Below are 14,688 nucleotides of genomic sequence, written 5' to 3'. Positions count from 1 at the left end.
CGCGCATGGGACGGTGACGGCCGTGCCGGACGTACGCGTGGGACGGACCGGCCGGGTGGTGACGAGGGGCCGCCCGGCACCCGCGCGAGGCGGACCGGCCGGCGGTGACGCGTGGTGACCGTCCGAATTCTCCGGGTTCCATCCGATTTTCCGGGCACTGTTCCGCTGCCCCGCACGTTGGCATCGGTGAACCCGGGATCCGCGGGCGTTGTGGCCGGACCGTGCCCAAGGGCTGAGCACGGCCGAACCCCCGCCGGTGTAGGTTTCCAAACACGGACCGTGCTCTCACGACAAGGGGTTGGCCTTGAGCTTCCGGACCCCCGGAGCCGGTAGGGCGATGCGCTTGCCCCGCCGGCCGCGACTCTTGATTCCCACGGCGATCGCCATCGTCGCGCTCGTCGCGTTGTTCTTCCTGTTCGTCGGCGTCTTCACCGACTACCTCTGGTACGACTCGGTCGGCTACACCTCGATCTTCTCCGGTGTGATCGTCACCCAGATCGTGCTGTTCGTCGTGGGCGCCGTCCTGATGGTCGGTCTGGTGGGGGGCAACATGCTCCTCGCCTACCGGGCGCGGCCGATGTTCGGCCCCGGAATGTTCGGCGGTGCCAGCGGCGCGGACCGCTACCGGATGGCCCTCGACCCGCACCGAAAGATGATCTTCATCATCGGCGCCGCGGTCCTGGCCCTCTTCACGGGGTCCTCGTTCGCCGGGCAGTGGAAGACCTGGCTGGAGTTCGTCAACGCCACCCCGTTCGGTGAGACCGACGCGCTGTTCCACTACGACGTGTCGTTCTTCATGTTCACCTTCCCGTTCCTGCGGATGGTGCTGAACTTCCTGTTCACCGCCGTGGTGCTGTCGGCCGTCATGGCGGCCGTCGTGCACTACCTCTACGGAGGCTTCCGGCTCCAGTCGCCCGGCGTGCACGCCACCCGCGCCGCCCGCGTCCACCTGTCGGTGCTGCTCGGCGTCTTCGTGCTGCTCAAGGCGGTCGCCTACTGGGTCGACCGGTACGAACTCGTCTTCTCCGACCGGGGCTTCGTGTACGGCGCCTCCTACACAGACGTCAACGCGGTGTACCCCGCCAAGACGATCCTGGCGATCATCGCTCTGATCTGCGCGGCGCTGTTCTTCGCCGGGGTGGTCCGTCCCGGGGCCATGCTGCCCGGCGTCGCCTTCGGCCTGCTGGTGCTGTCGGCCATCCTGATCGGCATGGTCTACCCGGCCCTGGTCGAGCAGTTCCAGGTCAAGCCCAACCAGCAGGGCAAGGAGCAGGAGTTCATCAGACGCAACATCGAGGCCACCAGAAAGGCGTACGGCGTCGATCAGACGGAGGTCATCGACTACGCCGCGCAGGGCGACGCCTCGAAGGTCAACGTCACCGCCGACAGTTCGATCTCCGGCGTGCGCCTGCTCGACCCCAACCTGGTGTCCAAGACCTACCAGCAGAAGCAGCGCATCCGCGGCTTCTACGACTTCCACGACCCGCTCGATGTCGACCGCTACCCGGACGAGTCGGGCAAGCCGCGCGACACCGTGGTGGCGGTGCGCGAGCTCACCGGCCCGCCCGCCGAGCAGGACAACTGGATCAACCGGCACCTCGTCTACACCCACGGCTACGGCTTCGTGGCCGCGCCGGGCAACAAGGTCGACGCCGAGGGCCTGCCGGCCTTCGACGCCAAGGACATGCCGGTGACCGGCCCCCTGGCCGAGCGGACCGGCCTGAAGGAGGCGCGGGTCTACTTCGGCGAGTCCCCGAGCGCGCCCGAGTACGTCGTCGTGGGCGGCGACCGCAACCAGGAGCTGGACTACCCGCTGAGCAGCGGCACCGGCCAGAAGGACACCACCTACGACGGCAAGGGCGGCGTCCCGGTCGGCTCGTTCATCAACAGGGTCCTCTACGCCGCCAAGTACGGCGAGATGAACCTGCTGCTGTCGAGTGACGTCAACGACAAGTCCAAGATCCTCTACGTGCGCAACCCGCAGGAGCGCATCGCCAAGGTCGCGCCGTTCCTGAGCCTGGACGACAACTCCTACCCCGCCATCGTCGACGGCAGGGTGGTCTGGATCGTCGACGCCTACACCACGTCGAACGCCTACCCCTACTCCGACAGCCGGAGCCTGGAGTCGATGACGCGGGACACCGTCACCGATCCCCGCCTGGTGGTGCAGCAGCCGCGCGACCAGATCAACTACATGCGCAACTCGGTCAAGGCCACGGTGGACGCCTACGACGGCACCGTCACGCTGTACGCCTGGGACGAGAAGGACCCGATCCTGCAGACCTGGCGCAAGGCGTTCCCCGGCATCGTCAAGCCGAAGAGCGAGATCTCCACCGGTCTCCAGCAGCACCTGCGCTACCCCGAGGCGCTGTTCAAGGTCCAGCGCGACGTGCTGTCCCGCTACCACATCAAGGACCCGAACGCCTTCTACAGCGGCCAGGACTTCTGGAACGTCCCCAACGACCCGTCGTCGGGCGAGCGTGACGTCAAGCAGCCGCCGTACTACCTGTCGGTCAAGATGCCGAACACGGACGAGCCGACGTTCTCCCTGACCACCACGTTCGTCCCGCGCCAGGGCCCGAACCTCGCGGCGTTCATGGCCGTGGACGCCAACCCCGGGCCCGACTACGGCAAGCTCCGCATCCTGCGGATGCCCTCCAACACCACCATCCCCGGCCCGGGGCAGGTGCAGAACAACTTCCAGAACAAGTTCTCCGGGGAGCTCAACCTCCTCGGCATCGGAGGGGCGAAGGTCCGCTACGGCAACCTCCTGACCCTGCCGTTCGCCGGCGGCCTGGTCTACATCGAGCCGGTCTACGTGGAGACCGCCGCCTCCTCCGGGCAGGAGCCGTACCCGATCCTCCGCCGGGTGCTCGTCTCCTACGGCGACAGGGTCGGCTTCGCCGACACGCTGGACGCCGCGCTGAAGCAGGTCTTCGGGGACGGCGCCCAGCTGCCCCAGCAGGAGGTGAACAAGCCGAACACGCCGGCTCAGCCGAACACCGCGCTGAACCAGGCGATCGGCGAGGCCCAGCAGGCGTACGACAGGGCGCAGAAGGCCCTGAACGCCAACCCGCCCAACTGGACGGAGTACGGCGCGGCCCAGAAGGCGCTCTCGGAGGCGCTGAAGAAGCTGGAGTCGGCCGCGGCGCCGACGGCGACCCCCGCACCGACCTCGACCTCCGCACCGACGGCGACGCCGGCGCCGTCGGGGTCGGCCACACCGTCGCCGACCCCCACGTCGTCACCGAGTCCCTAGCCGGGAGGAGCCCCGCGGGCCAAACGATTCGCTTCCACCGCCGAAGCCGGGTAGTCTTTAGACACACACCGACGCGGGGTGGAGCAGTTCGGTAGCTCGCTGGGCTCATAACCCAGAGGTCGCAGGTTCAAATCCTGTCCCCGCTACCACGAGCAAGGGCCCGGATCTCACTGAGATCCGGGCCCTTCGCATTGCCCGGGGTCCACTCACCGAAGCCGCGTCCCCATGGGTGTCGTGCCGCCGATTTGCCTTGTCCCCGGGATGCCGGGTAATCTTCAGATGCAACACACCGACGCGGGGTGGAGCAGTTCGGTAGCTCGCTGGGCTCATAACCCAGAGGTCGCAGGTTCAAATCCTGTCCCCGCTACCACGAGCAAGGGCCCGGATCTCACTGAGATCCGGGCCTTTCGCGTTTCCGCACTTCTGTTGTGCGCTCGTTGCTTACATGATTACATGCGATCAAGGGTTTTCGATGAAGGGCGGGCCATTGATCGTCGAATACATCCGTTACCGCGTCCCCGAGGAGCGGTCGGCAGACTTCGAGGCCGCCTACCGGCGTGCCGCAGCATCCCTCGGCAGCGCTCCCGAGTGCGTCGACTACGAACTCACCCGCTGCGCGGAGGAAGCCGGCCGCTACATCCTCCGGATCACCTGGACCTCCGCCGAGGACCACCTCGAAGGCTTCCGGAACGGCCCGAACTTCGGGGCCTTCTTCACCGAGATCCGGCCGTACGTCTCCGACATCGAGGAGATGCGCCACTACGAGCCGACCGGCGTCCACGGGCAGGGGGCCTCGGTGCCGACCCTGTACGACTGGGCCGGCGGGGCCGAGGCGTTCGAGCGGCTCACCGAGGTGTTCTACGGGCACGTGCTGAAGGACGAGCTCATCGGCCCGCTGTTCGCCGGCATGGACCCGCGGCACCCCACGTACGTCGCCATCTGGCTGGGCGAGGTCTTCGGCGGCCCTGACCGCTACACGCGGGAACGCGGGGGATATGTCCACATGCTCTCCCAGCACATCGGCAAGGGCATCACCGAGCGGCAGCGCCGCCGCTGGGTGAACCTCCTCCTGGACGCCGCCGACGAGGTCGGCCTTCCCGGAGATCCGGAGTTCCGGGCGGCGTTCCTCGGCTACATCGAGTGGGGGACCCGTCTGGCGTTCGCCAACTCCCAGCCGGGCGCCACTCCGGTCGCCAAGGCTCCGGTGCCCCACTGGGGGTGGGGCGTGGCGCCGCCGTACACACCTCGGGGATGAGCGGCTAGCGTGCCGGTGTGGATGACATGTCCGGACCGATCCTGCGCTGGCGGGTACGCAGGGAGCTCGCGGTCCTGAAAACCGTCGCGGCCCTCGGCTTCGCGCTGCTCACCGTGCTGAGCCTCGGGGATCCGCGCGGCATGATCCTGGCGGGCGTCGCGACCCTGGTGGCCGCGGGTCTCGCCCTGCGCGACGTCCTGGCCCCGGTACGGCTCAGCGCCGACGGCCACGGACTCGTCGTGGTGAGGGGGTTCGCCGGTTCCGAACGGGTGCCGTGGAGCGCGGTCGAGCGGATCCGGGTGGACACACGGACCCGCCTCACCTCACGTACGGAGTTCCTTGAGATCGACACCGGCGACGGGATCTTCCTGCTGAGCCGGTTCGACCTGGGGGCGCCCTGCCAGGAGGTCGCCGACCGGCTGTGCACCCTGCGAAGCGGCCACTGAGGTCCGCGCGGCGCCGGCCCTCTCGGCCGGAGAGCGCCTCAGCGGCGGAGGGTACGGCTCACGCCCATGCACGTGCGGAGACGGGGCCCGCCGCTCCCGGCCCTCTCCGGTGCGGACTTCTCCAGCTCCGCCAGCAGCACGGCCGCCGCGTGCGCGTCGGCCAGGATCTGATTCACCTCCTCGTCGGTGGCGGGAAGCTGACCCCTCTTGGCGAGCTCGTCGCGGAGAAACGTGAGCGGCTGCGGATGGCCGGCCGCCTCGGCGGCCACCGTCGCCCGGGCCGCGGTCAGCAGACGCAGGTAGTGGGACCGGAGCAACGCCTCACGCATTCGCACCTCCTCAAGGTCGCTCAACAGGGATCTGGCGACCATGAGGAGGTCCTCGGGGTGATCGGCCTCCGCGTCGATGTGCGCGCGGATGTCGTCGAACTCCGAACGGGCCATGCTGCTCACCTCCATGGTGGAGTCAGGATCCTGACCCTCGTCCCTATGTCATATCGAGCGGCGATTGCGGACGGCTTGACGCCCGCTTGCGTCTGCCCGCGTCCTGCCGCTCACGTTTGGGACGCACGACCCTCGGGGATGGTTGGCAAGTTGTCCTTGTTGCCTCTGGGGCCTGCTAATGTTCTTCCTGCAGGGCAACGAGCCCCCAGGAGCCGCAAGGTCCCGGGTGAGCGAGATGCCCGGCACCTCCCTCACACTGAAACCGACTTTCGGTTGTGTCCGCACGATTAGACACAAACCGGATGTTGGAGTAAGTTAGAGGGGTTGCCCTGGAGACGGGGCGGTCGAGATCCGCTGTGGATCCGGCAGGTGCGGTCGGCTGACGCGAAAGCGACAGTTTGACACAAACCAGGCGGAACTGCTAAGATTGAGACGCGAAACGAATGCCCCGGAGGGCGGATCGACGATCCGGACCGACGGTGAACGCGTCCGTTTCTTGAGAACTCAACAGTGTGTTAAAAGCCAGTGCATGATGCACAACCCCGTCCCACCCGCCTCGGTGGGAGGACGGATTCCTTTGGTTGATGCACCTCGTCTCCTTTGCCGGGACGGGGATGCTTTCAGCCGGGAGAAACTCTGTAGACATTGTTTGGAGAGTTTGATCCTGGCTCAGGACGAACGCTGGCGGCGTGCTTAACACATGCAAGTCGAGCGGAAAGGCCCTTCGGGGTACTCGAGCGGCGAACGGGTGAGTAACACGTGAGTAACCTGCCCCTGACTCTGGGATAAGCCCGGGAAACTGGGTCTAATACCGGATACGACACGCTTCCGCATGGGATGCGTGTGGAAAGTTTTTCGGTTGGGGATGGACTCGCGGCCTATCAGCTTGTTGGTGGGGTAACGGCCTACCAAGGCGACGACGGGTAGCCGGCCTGAGAGGGCGACCGGCCACACTGGGACTGAGACACGGCCCAGACTCCTACGGGAGGCAGCAGTGGGGAATATTGCGCAATGGGCGGAAGCCTGACGCAGCGACGCCGCGTGGGGGATGACGGCCTTCGGGTTGTAAACCTCTTTCAGCAGGGACGAAGTTGACGTGTACCTGCAGAAGAAGCGCCGGCTAACTACGTGCCAGCAGCCGCGGTAATACGTAGGGCGCAAGCGTTGTCCGGAATTATTGGGCGTAAAGAGCTCGTAGGTGGCTTGTCGCGTCGGATGTGAAAGCTTGGGGCTTAACTCCAGGTCTGCATTCGATACGGGCTGGCTAGAGGTAGGCAGGGGAGAACGGAATTCCTGGTGTAGCGGTGAAATGCGCAGATATCAGGAGGAACACCGGTGGCGAAGGCGGTTCTCTGGGCCTTACCTGACGCTGAGGAGCGAAAGCGTGGGGAGCGAACAGGATTAGATACCCTGGTAGTCCACGCCGTAAACGTTGGGCGCTAGGTGTGGGGGCCTTCCACGGTTTCCGCGCCGTAGCTAACGCATTAAGCGCCCCGCCTGGGGAGTACGGCCGCAAGGCTAAAACTCAAAGGAATTGACGGGGGCCCGCACAAGCGGCGGAGCATGTTGCTTAATTCGACGCAACGCGAAGAACCTTACCAAGGCTTGACATCGCCCGGAAAGCTCTGGAGACAGAGCCCTCTTCGGACTGGGTGACAGGTGGTGCATGGCTGTCGTCAGCTCGTGTCGTGAGATGTTGGGTTAAGTCCCGCAACGAGCGCAACCCTTGCTCCATGTTGCCAGCACGCCCTTCGGGGTGGTGGGGACTCATGGGGGACTGCCGGGGTCAACTCGGAGGAAGGTGGGGATGACGTCAAGTCATCATGCCCCTTATGTCTTGGGCTGCAAACATGCTACAATGGCCGGTACAGAGGGTTGCGATACCGCAAGGTGGAGCGAATCCCTAAAAGCCGGTCTCAGTTCGGATTGGGGTCTGCAACTCGACCCCATGAAGTCGGAGTCGCTAGTAATCGCAGATCAGCAACGCTGCGGTGAATACGTTCCCGGGCCTTGTACACACCGCCCGTCACGTCACGAAAGTCGGCAACACCCGAAGCCCGTGGCCCAACCCTTTGGGGGGGAGCGGTCGAAGGTGGGGCTGGCGATTGGGACGAAGTCGTAACAAGGTAGCCGTACCGGAAGGTGCGGCTGGATCACCTCCTTTCTAAGGAGCACCGGCTGATCCGGTTCACCCGCTGGGTGGCCTGGTCGGTCCATGCCGTGGCCGCGAGCGAACGTCTCGCGCACGGTGCGCTCATTAGTGGAGCACTGGCTAGTCAGTCGGACCGGGTCGCCGGGCCGCTAGTACCGCCTGCCCCCTTCGGGGGGACGGGAGTGGGAACGGGGTCGTCGGGGTGAGGTCCGGGTGAACACACTGTTGGGTCCTGAGGAAACGGACCAGCCGCTGCGCGGGAGACCGCGCAGCTGGTGAGGTTTGGTTTTCTTCGTGCGGGACCGTCCGCCTGTCATACCGGCTCGGATGAGGTGGAAGCTGTTGGCTTCCGGCTCGTGTGGGTGTCTGGTGGTGGGGTCGTGATGGTCGCTGCGTGTTGTTTGAGATTTGCATAGTGGACGCGAGCATCTTTGTGGCCAAGTTTTTTAGGGCACACGGTGGATGCCTTGGCATCAGGAGCCGATGAAGGACGTGGGAGGCTGCGTTAAGCCCCGGGGAGTCGCCAACCAGACGTTGATCCGGGGATGTCCGAATGGGGAAACCTAGCACCAGTCATGTGGTGTTGCCTCCGCCTGAATGTATAGGGCGGTTGGTGGTAACGCGGGGAAGTGAAACATCTCAGTACCCGTAGGAAGAGAAAACAAATAGTGATTCCGTGAGTAGTGGTGAGCGAAAGCGGAAGAGGCTAAACCGGGCGCGTGTTAAAGCCGGCGGGCGTTGCGTGTTCGGGGTTGTGGGACCTTCTGACAGTCTCTGCCGGGACTGTAAGCAGTGAGAAATCGATGGGGTAGCCGAAGCTTCTGGGAAGGGGCGCCGGAGACCGTGAGAGCCGGGTAGGCGAAATCCTGTCGACTGCTGGAGGGGATCCCAAGTAGCACGGGGCCCGAGAAATCCTGTGTGAATCTGCCAGGACCACCTGGTAAGCCTAAATACTCCCTGATGACCGATAGTGCACTAGTACCGTGAGGGAAAGGTGAAAAGTGCCCCGGTGAGGGGTCGTGAAATAGTACCTGAAACCGTGTGCCTACAAGCCGTAGGAGCGTGAGTGGGGTTCGCCCTGCTCGTGATGTGACTGCGTGCCTTTTGAAGAATGAGCCTGCGAGTTGCGGTGTGTGGCGAGGTTAACCCGTGTGGGGTAGCCGTAGCGAAAGCGAGTCTGAATAGGGCGTTTGAGTCGCATGCTGCAGACCCGAAGCGGAGTGATCTAGGCATGGGCAGGTTGAAGCGCGGGTAAGACCGCGTGGAGGACCGAACCCACCAGGGTTGAAAACCTGGGGGATGACCTGTGTTTAGGGGTGAAAGGCCAATCAAACTCCGTGATAGCTGGTTCTCCCCGAAATGCATTTAGGTGCAGCGTCGCGTGTTTCTTGCCGGAGGTAGAGCACTGGATGGCCGATGGGCCCGACAAGGTTACTGACGTCAGCCAAACTCCGAATGCCGGTAAGTGAGAGCGTGGCAGTGAGACTGCGGGGGATAAGCTCCGTAGTCGAGAGGGAAACAGCCCAGACCACCGACTAAGGCCCCTAAGCGTGTGCTAAGTGGGAAAGGATGTGGAGTCGCAGTGACAACCAGGAGGTTGGCTTAGAAGCAGCCACCCTTGAAAGAGTGCGTAATAGCTCACTGGTCAAGTGATTCTGCGCCGACAATGTAGCGGGGCTCAAGTACACCGCCGAAGTCGTGGCATTCACACATTAACCCTGGCTTTTGTCGAGGGGTGTGGATGGGTAGGGGAGCGTCGTGCGGCCGGCGAAGCAGCGGAGTGATCCAGTTGTGGAGGCCGTGCGAGTGAGAATGCAGGCATGAGTAGCGAATCAGAAGTGAGAAACTTCTGCGCCGGATGACCAAGGGTTCCTGGGCCAGGCTAATCCGCCCAGGGTAAGTCGGGACCTAAGGCGAGGCCGACAGGCGTAGTCGATGGACAACGGGTTGATATTCCCGTACCCGCTGTGATGCGCCCATACTGAACCCAGTGATACTAAGGGTCCTTAAGCCCTCCGGGCCTTCGGGTCTGGGGTGAGGCTGAACGCCTGACCTGATCTGGTAGTAGGTAAGCGATGGGGTGACGCAGGAAGGTAGCCCATCCCAGGCGATGGTTGTTCCTGGGGTAAGCGTGTAGGACGAGGGGTAGGCAAATCCGCCTCTCATGGGTCTGAGACGTGATGCCGAGCCGATTGTGGCGAAGTGGGTGATCCTATGCTGCCGAGAAAAGCCTCTAGTGAGTGTCATGGCGGCCCGTACCCGAAACCGACTCAGGTGGTCAGGTAGAGAATACCAAGGCGATCGGGTGAACTGCGGTTAAGGAACTCGGCAAATTGCCCCCGTAACTTCGGGAGAAGGGGGGCCTTCGCTGGTGATGAGTCTTGCACTCGGAGCTGGTGGGGGCCGCAGAGGCCAGGGGGAAGCGACTGTTTACTAAAAACACAGGTCCGTGCGAAGTCGTAAGACGATGTATACGGACTGACGCCTGCCCGGTGCTGGAACGTTAAGGGGACCGCTTAGCATGCCTTCGGGTGTGCGAAGGTGAGAACTTAAGCGCCAGTAAACGGCGGTGGTAACTATAACCATCCTAAGGTAGCGAAATTCCTTGTCGGGTAAGTTCCGACCTGCACGAATGGCGTAACGACTTCCCCGCTGTCTCAACCGCAGACCCGGCGAAATTGCACTACGAGTAAAGATGCTCGTTACGCGCAGCAGGACGGAAAGACCCCGGGACCTTCACTACAGCTTGACATTGGCGTTTGGAACGGTTTGTGTAGGATAGGTGGGAGACGGTGAAGCTGGGACGCTAGTTCCGGTGGAGTCATTGGTGAAATACCACTCTGGTCGTTTTGGACGTCTAACTTGGGTCCGTGATCCGGATCAGGGACAGTGTCTGGTGGGTAGTTTAACTGGGGCGGTTGCCTCCTAAAGGGTAACGGAGGCGCCCAAAGGTTCCCTCAGCCTGGTTGGCAATCAGGTGTCGAGTGTAAGTGCACAAGGGAGCTTGACTGTGAGACCGGCGGGTCGAGCAGGAGCGAAAGCTGGGACTAGTGATCCGGCGGTGGCATGTGGAAGCGCCGTCGCTCAACGGCTAAAAGGTACCCCGGGGATAACAGGCTGATCTTCCCCAAGAGTCCATATCGACGGGATGGTTTGGCACCTCGATGTCGGCTCGTCGCATCCTGGGGCTGGAGTAGGTCCCAAGGGTTGGGCTGTTCGCCCATTAAAGCGGTACGCGAGCTGGGTTTAGAACGTCGCGAGACAGTTCGGTCCCTATCCGCTGCGCGCGCAGGAGACTTGAAAGGGGCTGTCCCTAGTACGAGAGGACCGGGACGGACGAACCTCTGGTGTGCCAGTTGTTCCGCCAGGAGCACGGCTGGTTGGCTACGTTCGGGAGGGATAACCGCTGAAAGCATCTAAGCGGGAAGCTTGCCTTGAGATGAGGTCTCCCACCCCGTGAGGGGGTAAGGCTCCCAATAGACGATTGGGTTGATAGGCCGGAGGTGGAAGCGCAGTAATGTGTGGAGCTGACCGGTACTAATAGGCCGAGGACTTGACCATAAAGCGTTTTGCTCGCGTCCACTGTGTGATTCTGAGGCAGCAGGCACCGTCTGCACCCCCGGAACTGGTTTTCGGGTTGGGTGCGCGTGTTTGTGTGTTTCATAGTGTTACGGCGGTTATGGCGAAGGGGAAACACCCGGTTACATTCCGAACCCGGAAGTTAAGCTCTTCAGCGCCGATGGTACTGCACCGGGGACGGTGTGGGAGAGTAGGTCGCCGCCGGACAATCTTTCGAAGCGGGGCTCTGGACGTTCGTCGTCCGGGGCCCCGCTTTTTTGCGTGCCCGCTTTCCATGCCCGTGTTCCGTGTCGGCTTCCCGCGCTGTCCCTATTCGGGCCCCGGCCTGCTCGGCGTCTCGGGTGCCGCGTCGAGCAGCGGCTCGATCCGGTACGGGACCTGGACGGACAGGGCGATCGTGGTGTCCGAGCGCTGGATCGTCGGCGAGGTCAGGATGCGGGCGATGATCTCCTGTAGGTCCGGCGTACTGCGAGCGACCACCCGGCAGAGCAGATCCGCCTGGCCGCTGGTGCCGTACACCTCCAGGATCTCGGGGACCGCTTCGAGCGCCCGCACGGCTTCCGCCAGACGGCCCTGGGCGATCTGAAGGGAGACGAAGGCGAGGATCGGGTAGCCGGCGCCCTCGGGGGTGACAGTGGGCCCGAAGTCGGCGATGACGCCCCGCGCGATGAGCTTGTCGAGGCGGGCCTGGACGGTGCCGCGGGCCACGCCGAGCAGACGGGCGAGCTCGGTGAGGCCGACGCGGGGGTGGGCGCGCATGGTCACCAGAAGGCGGCTGTCCAGCCTGTCGATCGGCACCGCCTCAGGCTAGGCGATATGAACAGTCGAAACCAGGCCTGAACCCGCATTCGTGCGCGAAACGCCCATCGGAACTGCTCGCTCTTGCCAACGATTCGCGTAATTGCTGTCATTCCAGCATGTTCGAGGAAGCACAGTACTTCGCACCGGTGGCGACCCGTGACGACGGCACGGTCGAGGTCGAGCTCGCCAAGAGCCACCCCGGCTTCTCCGACCCGGTCTACCGGGCCCGCCGTAACGCCATCGCCGCGCTCGCCGTGAACCACGTGCCCGGCGCGCCGATCCCGACGGCCGGCTACACCGAGCAGGAGCACGAGGTGTGGGCGCTGGTGAGCAGGGAGCTGGCGGTCAAGCACCGCAAATACGCGACCGCGGAGTATCTGGACGCGGTCGAGCGGCTCCGGCTGCCCGCCGACCGCATTCCGCAGTTGCAGGAGGTCGGTGAGCTGCTGGAGCCGCTGACCGGGTTCCGGTACCTCCCGGCGGCCGGGCTGGTGCCGCTCCGGGACTTCTACGGTGTGCTGGCGGACGGGTTCTTCCATTCGACGCAGTACATCCGGCACCACTCCACGCCGCTCTACACACCGGAACCGGACGTGATCCACGAGGTGATCGGGCACGCCAACGCGCTGGCCTCCGACCGGTACGCGCGGCTCTACCGGCTGGCCGGTGGCGCGGCGCGGCGGGTCGAGAGCGAGGAGGCCCTGGAGTTCGTCTCCAAGGTCTTCTGGTTCACGCTGGAGTTCGGTGTCATGACCGACCAGGGCGAGCTGCGGGCGTACGGCGCGGGCATCCTGTCCTCCTACGGGGAGATCGAGGAGTTCCGCGGTATGGACGTCCGGCCGCTGGACCTGGCCGCCATGGGAACGACCAAGTACGACATCACGAAATATCAGGATGTGCTGTTCCGGGCCGACTCGCTGGAGCACCTGGAGGACGTGGTCGGCGGATTCTGGGCGGACTGCGACGACGATTCCATCGCGAAGCTGATCGCCGGCGCCCGCTGAGCGGTCACCTCACGATTCGGCCGGATCGGCCGGCGGCCGGTCCCGCCGATCGGTCCGGCCGTTCGCATTCGCGCCTCTGCTCGCTCCGGCCAGGCTCGGGACCGCCTGGGAGCCGTCCTCGACGGTCCTGCGCCGGGCCGGGGCCGTTCGCGGCCCGCCGCTACGGTGTTCCGACGGACCGGTCCTGGGCCGCTCTGTCGACGAGCCGGTAGCCCACCCCGCGTACCGTCTGGATCAGCCGGTCGTCGGTGTCGCCGAGCCGGGCCCGCAGGCGCTTGACGTGGACCGCGATCGTGTTGGTCGAGGTGGTCTCGGTGGAGTTCCAGACGTGGCGCATGATCTGCTCGCGGGTCACCGTACGGTGGGCGTTGCGCATCAGGTAGTGCAGCAGCTCGAACTCGCGCAGCGGCAGGTGGACGGCGCGGCCGTCCACCCTGACCAGGTAGGCGTGCACGTCGAGCTCCACCCGGCCGACCACGAGCGTCCGGCGGCCTCCCGGTTCGCCGGAGAACGCGCCCTGCACCAGGGGCAGGAGCTCCGGCACCCGGTACGGCCGGGCCACGCACGCGGTGGCTCCGGCGGCGAGCGCCTGTACGGCCTGCTCGGCGTGCCCCTCGCCTACGCCGAGCAGTACCGGGACGGCCCGTGCCAGCCGTACGGCACGGACGAACTCCACCGCCCCGATGACCGGCAGCGAGGCGCTGACGAGCACGACGTCGGGTTGGAGGGCGCCGGCCTGCAGCAGGGCCTGGGCGCCGTCGGTCACTCCCGCGACCTCGACGCCCTCGCGTTCGAGGGCGTCGGCCAGCCCCTGGACCAGAGACGTCTCCGGGTCGGCCACCAGCAGCAGTGGCGCGGTCCGGGAGTCCCCGTTCACCTCGGGTGCCGTCTGCGGCTGGGTCACCCGGTCCCTCCAATGCGGTCGGTTCACCCGGACGGCGTGGCCGGCTCGCCCGGGTGGTGCGGTCGGTTCACCCGAAGCGGCCGGTGATGTAGTCCTCGGTCGCCTTCTGGGAGGGGTTGGTGAAGATGCGGGAGGTCTCGTCCATCTCGATGACGCGGCCCGGCTGCCCCTGCCCGGCGAGGTTGAAGAAGGCGGTGCGGTCGCTCACCCGGGCGGCCTGCTGCATGTTGTGCGTCACGATGATGATCGTGAACTTGCTCTTCAGCTCGGCCATCAGGTCCTCGATCGCCAGGGTGGAGATCGGGTCCAGGGCGGAGCAGGGCTCGTCCATCAGCAGGACCTCGGGTCGTACGGCGATGGCCCTGGCGATGCACAGGCGCTGCTGCTGACCGCCGGACAGGCCGGCGCCGGGCTTGCCGAGGCGGTCCTTGACCTCGTTCCAGAGGTTGGCGCCCTTGAGGGAGGTCTCGACGATGCCGTCGACCTCGGACTTGGAGCGCCTCCCGTTGAGCCGGAGGCCGGCCGCCACGTTCTCGTAGATGGACATCGTGGGGAACGGGTTGGGGCGCTGGAAGACCATGCCGATCATCCGGCGCACCGAGACCGGCTCGACGCCGGGGCCGTAGAGGTCCTCGCCGTCGAGCAGGACCTTGCCCTCCACGCGCGCGCCGGGGATGACCTCGTGCATGCGGTTCAGCGTGCGCAGGAAGGTCGACTTCCCGCAGCCCGAGGGGCCGATGAACGCGGTGATCGTGTTGGGCTCGATGGTCATCGAGATGTCCTCGATGGCCTTGTGCCTGCCGTAGTAGGCGTCGAGGCCGGAGACCTGGATCTGCTGGCTCATT

General features: G+C 65.0%; 8 protein-coding genes, 2 tRNA genes and 3 rRNA genes. 9 read left to right on the top strand and 4 right to left on the bottom strand.

The features are described 5' to 3' along the window. Positions 1–337: 337 nt before the first annotated feature. The 5 genes from ACQP10_RS32545 (at position 338) to ACQP10_RS32525 (ending at position 4,960) form a co-directional block, all read left to right on the top strand. Positions 338–3,259, top strand: a complete 2,922-nt coding sequence (locus tag ACQP10_RS32545; RefSeq protein ID WP_433540282.1) for a UPF0182 family membrane protein — start codon at positions 338–340, stop codon at positions 3,257–3,259. A gap of 72 nt (positions 3,260–3,331) precedes the next feature. Further along, positions 3,332–3,408: transfer RNA gene (locus tag ACQP10_RS32540), tRNA-Met, on the top strand. A 144-nt stretch (positions 3,409–3,552) separates the two neighbouring features. Further along, positions 3,553–3,629, top strand: a tRNA-Met gene (locus tag ACQP10_RS32535). Positions 3,630–3,731: 102 nt separating this feature from the next. Next, positions 3,732–4,514: a group II truncated hemoglobin gene (locus ACQP10_RS32530; RefSeq protein ID WP_346019077.1), complete on the top strand. Its 783-nt coding sequence runs from the start codon at positions 3,732–3,734 to the stop codon at positions 4,512–4,514. Positions 4,515–4,540: 26 nt separating this feature from the next. Then, the gene (locus ACQP10_RS32525; protein ID WP_179826395.1) at positions 4,541–4,960 is read left to right on the top strand and encodes a PH domain-containing protein; all 420 of its coding nucleotides are present in this window, start codon (positions 4,541–4,543) and stop codon (positions 4,958–4,960) included. A 38-nt stretch (positions 4,961–4,998) separates the two neighbouring features. On the opposite strand, the gene ACQP10_RS32520 is transcribed toward ACQP10_RS32525, so the two are convergent. Then, positions 4,999–5,403, bottom strand: a complete 405-nt coding sequence (locus tag ACQP10_RS32520) for a hypothetical protein (RefSeq protein WP_346019078.1) — start codon at positions 5,401–5,403, stop codon at positions 4,999–5,001. A gap of 646 nt (positions 5,404–6,049) precedes the next feature. Between ACQP10_RS32520 and ACQP10_RS32515 the strand changes: the two genes are divergently transcribed. The 3 genes from ACQP10_RS32515 (at position 6,050) to rrf (ending at position 11,341) form a co-directional block, all read left to right on the top strand. Further along, positions 6,050–7,567, top strand: a 16S ribosomal RNA gene (locus ACQP10_RS32515). A 423-nt stretch (positions 7,568–7,990) separates the two neighbouring features. Continuing rightward, positions 7,991–11,116 (top strand): 23S ribosomal RNA (locus ACQP10_RS32510). 108 nt (positions 11,117–11,224) lie between these two features. Next, positions 11,225–11,341: ribosomal RNA gene (rrf, locus tag ACQP10_RS32505) — 5S ribosomal RNA — on the top strand. Together the 16S, 23S and 5S rRNA genes form the textbook arrangement of a ribosomal RNA operon. A gap of 102 nt (positions 11,342–11,443) precedes the next feature. On the opposite strand, the gene ACQP10_RS32500 is transcribed toward rrf, so the two are convergent. Then, a complete protein-coding gene (locus ACQP10_RS32500) occupies positions 11,444–11,932 on the bottom strand; it encodes an Lrp/AsnC family transcriptional regulator (protein ID WP_179825235.1) in 489 nt (162 codons plus the stop codon). A 119-nt stretch (positions 11,933–12,051) separates the two neighbouring features. On the opposite strand from ACQP10_RS32500, the gene ACQP10_RS32495 reads away from it, so the two are divergent. Beyond that, the gene (locus ACQP10_RS32495; protein WP_346019079.1) at positions 12,052–12,939 is read left to right on the top strand and encodes a phenylalanine 4-monooxygenase; all 888 of its coding nucleotides are present in this window, start codon (positions 12,052–12,054) and stop codon (positions 12,937–12,939) included. Between the two features lie 160 nt (positions 12,940–13,099). Here the strand turns inward: ACQP10_RS32495 and ACQP10_RS32490 are convergent, their stop codons facing one another. Together ACQP10_RS32490 and pstB are read right to left on the bottom strand one after the other, a co-directional pair. After that, entirely contained in the window at positions 13,100–13,843 is a 744-nt protein-coding gene (locus ACQP10_RS32490; protein WP_433540281.1) for a response regulator transcription factor, read from the bottom strand. 67 nt (positions 13,844–13,910) lie between these two features. Further along, positions 13,911–14,687, bottom strand: coding sequence for a phosphate ABC transporter ATP-binding protein PstB (pstB, locus tag ACQP10_RS32485; RefSeq protein WP_346019081.1), 777 nt, complete (start codon positions 14,685–14,687; stop codon positions 13,911–13,913). Between the last annotated feature and the right edge of the window lies 1 nt (position 14,688).

The organism is Streptosporangium sandarakinum (genome assembly GCF_050942225.1).
Classification (GTDB): domain Bacteria; phylum Actinomycetota; class Actinomycetes; order Streptosporangiales; family Streptosporangiaceae; genus Streptosporangium; species Streptosporangium nondiastaticum.
Note: the sequence above shows the minus strand (reverse complement) of the source record. Positions and strands in the feature narration are given on the sequence as shown.

Excerpts from the sequence above, each read along its gene's own strand:
- ACQP10_RS32495 (WP_346019079.1), top strand. The coding sequence starts at position 12,052 with ATGTTCGAGGAAGCACAGTACTTCGCACCGGTGGCGACCCGTGACGAC.
- ACQP10_RS32520 (WP_346019078.1), bottom strand. The coding sequence starts at position 5,403 with ATGGCCCGTTCGGAGTTCGACGACATCCGCGCGCACATCGACGCGGAG.
- ACQP10_RS32525 (WP_179826395.1), top strand. The coding sequence starts at position 4,541 with ATGTCCGGACCGATCCTGCGCTGGCGGGTACGCAGGGAGCTCGCGGTC.
- ACQP10_RS32545 (WP_433540282.1), top strand. The coding sequence starts at position 338 with ATGCGCTTGCCCCGCCGGCCGCGACTCTTGATTCCCACGGCGATCGCC.
- ACQP10_RS32530 (WP_346019077.1), top strand. The coding sequence starts at position 3,732 with ATGAAGGGCGGGCCATTGATCGTCGAATACATCCGTTACCGCGTCCCC.
- pstB (WP_346019081.1), bottom strand. The coding sequence starts at position 14,687 with ATGAGCCAGCAGATCCAGGTCTCCGGCCTCGACGCCTACTACGGCAGG.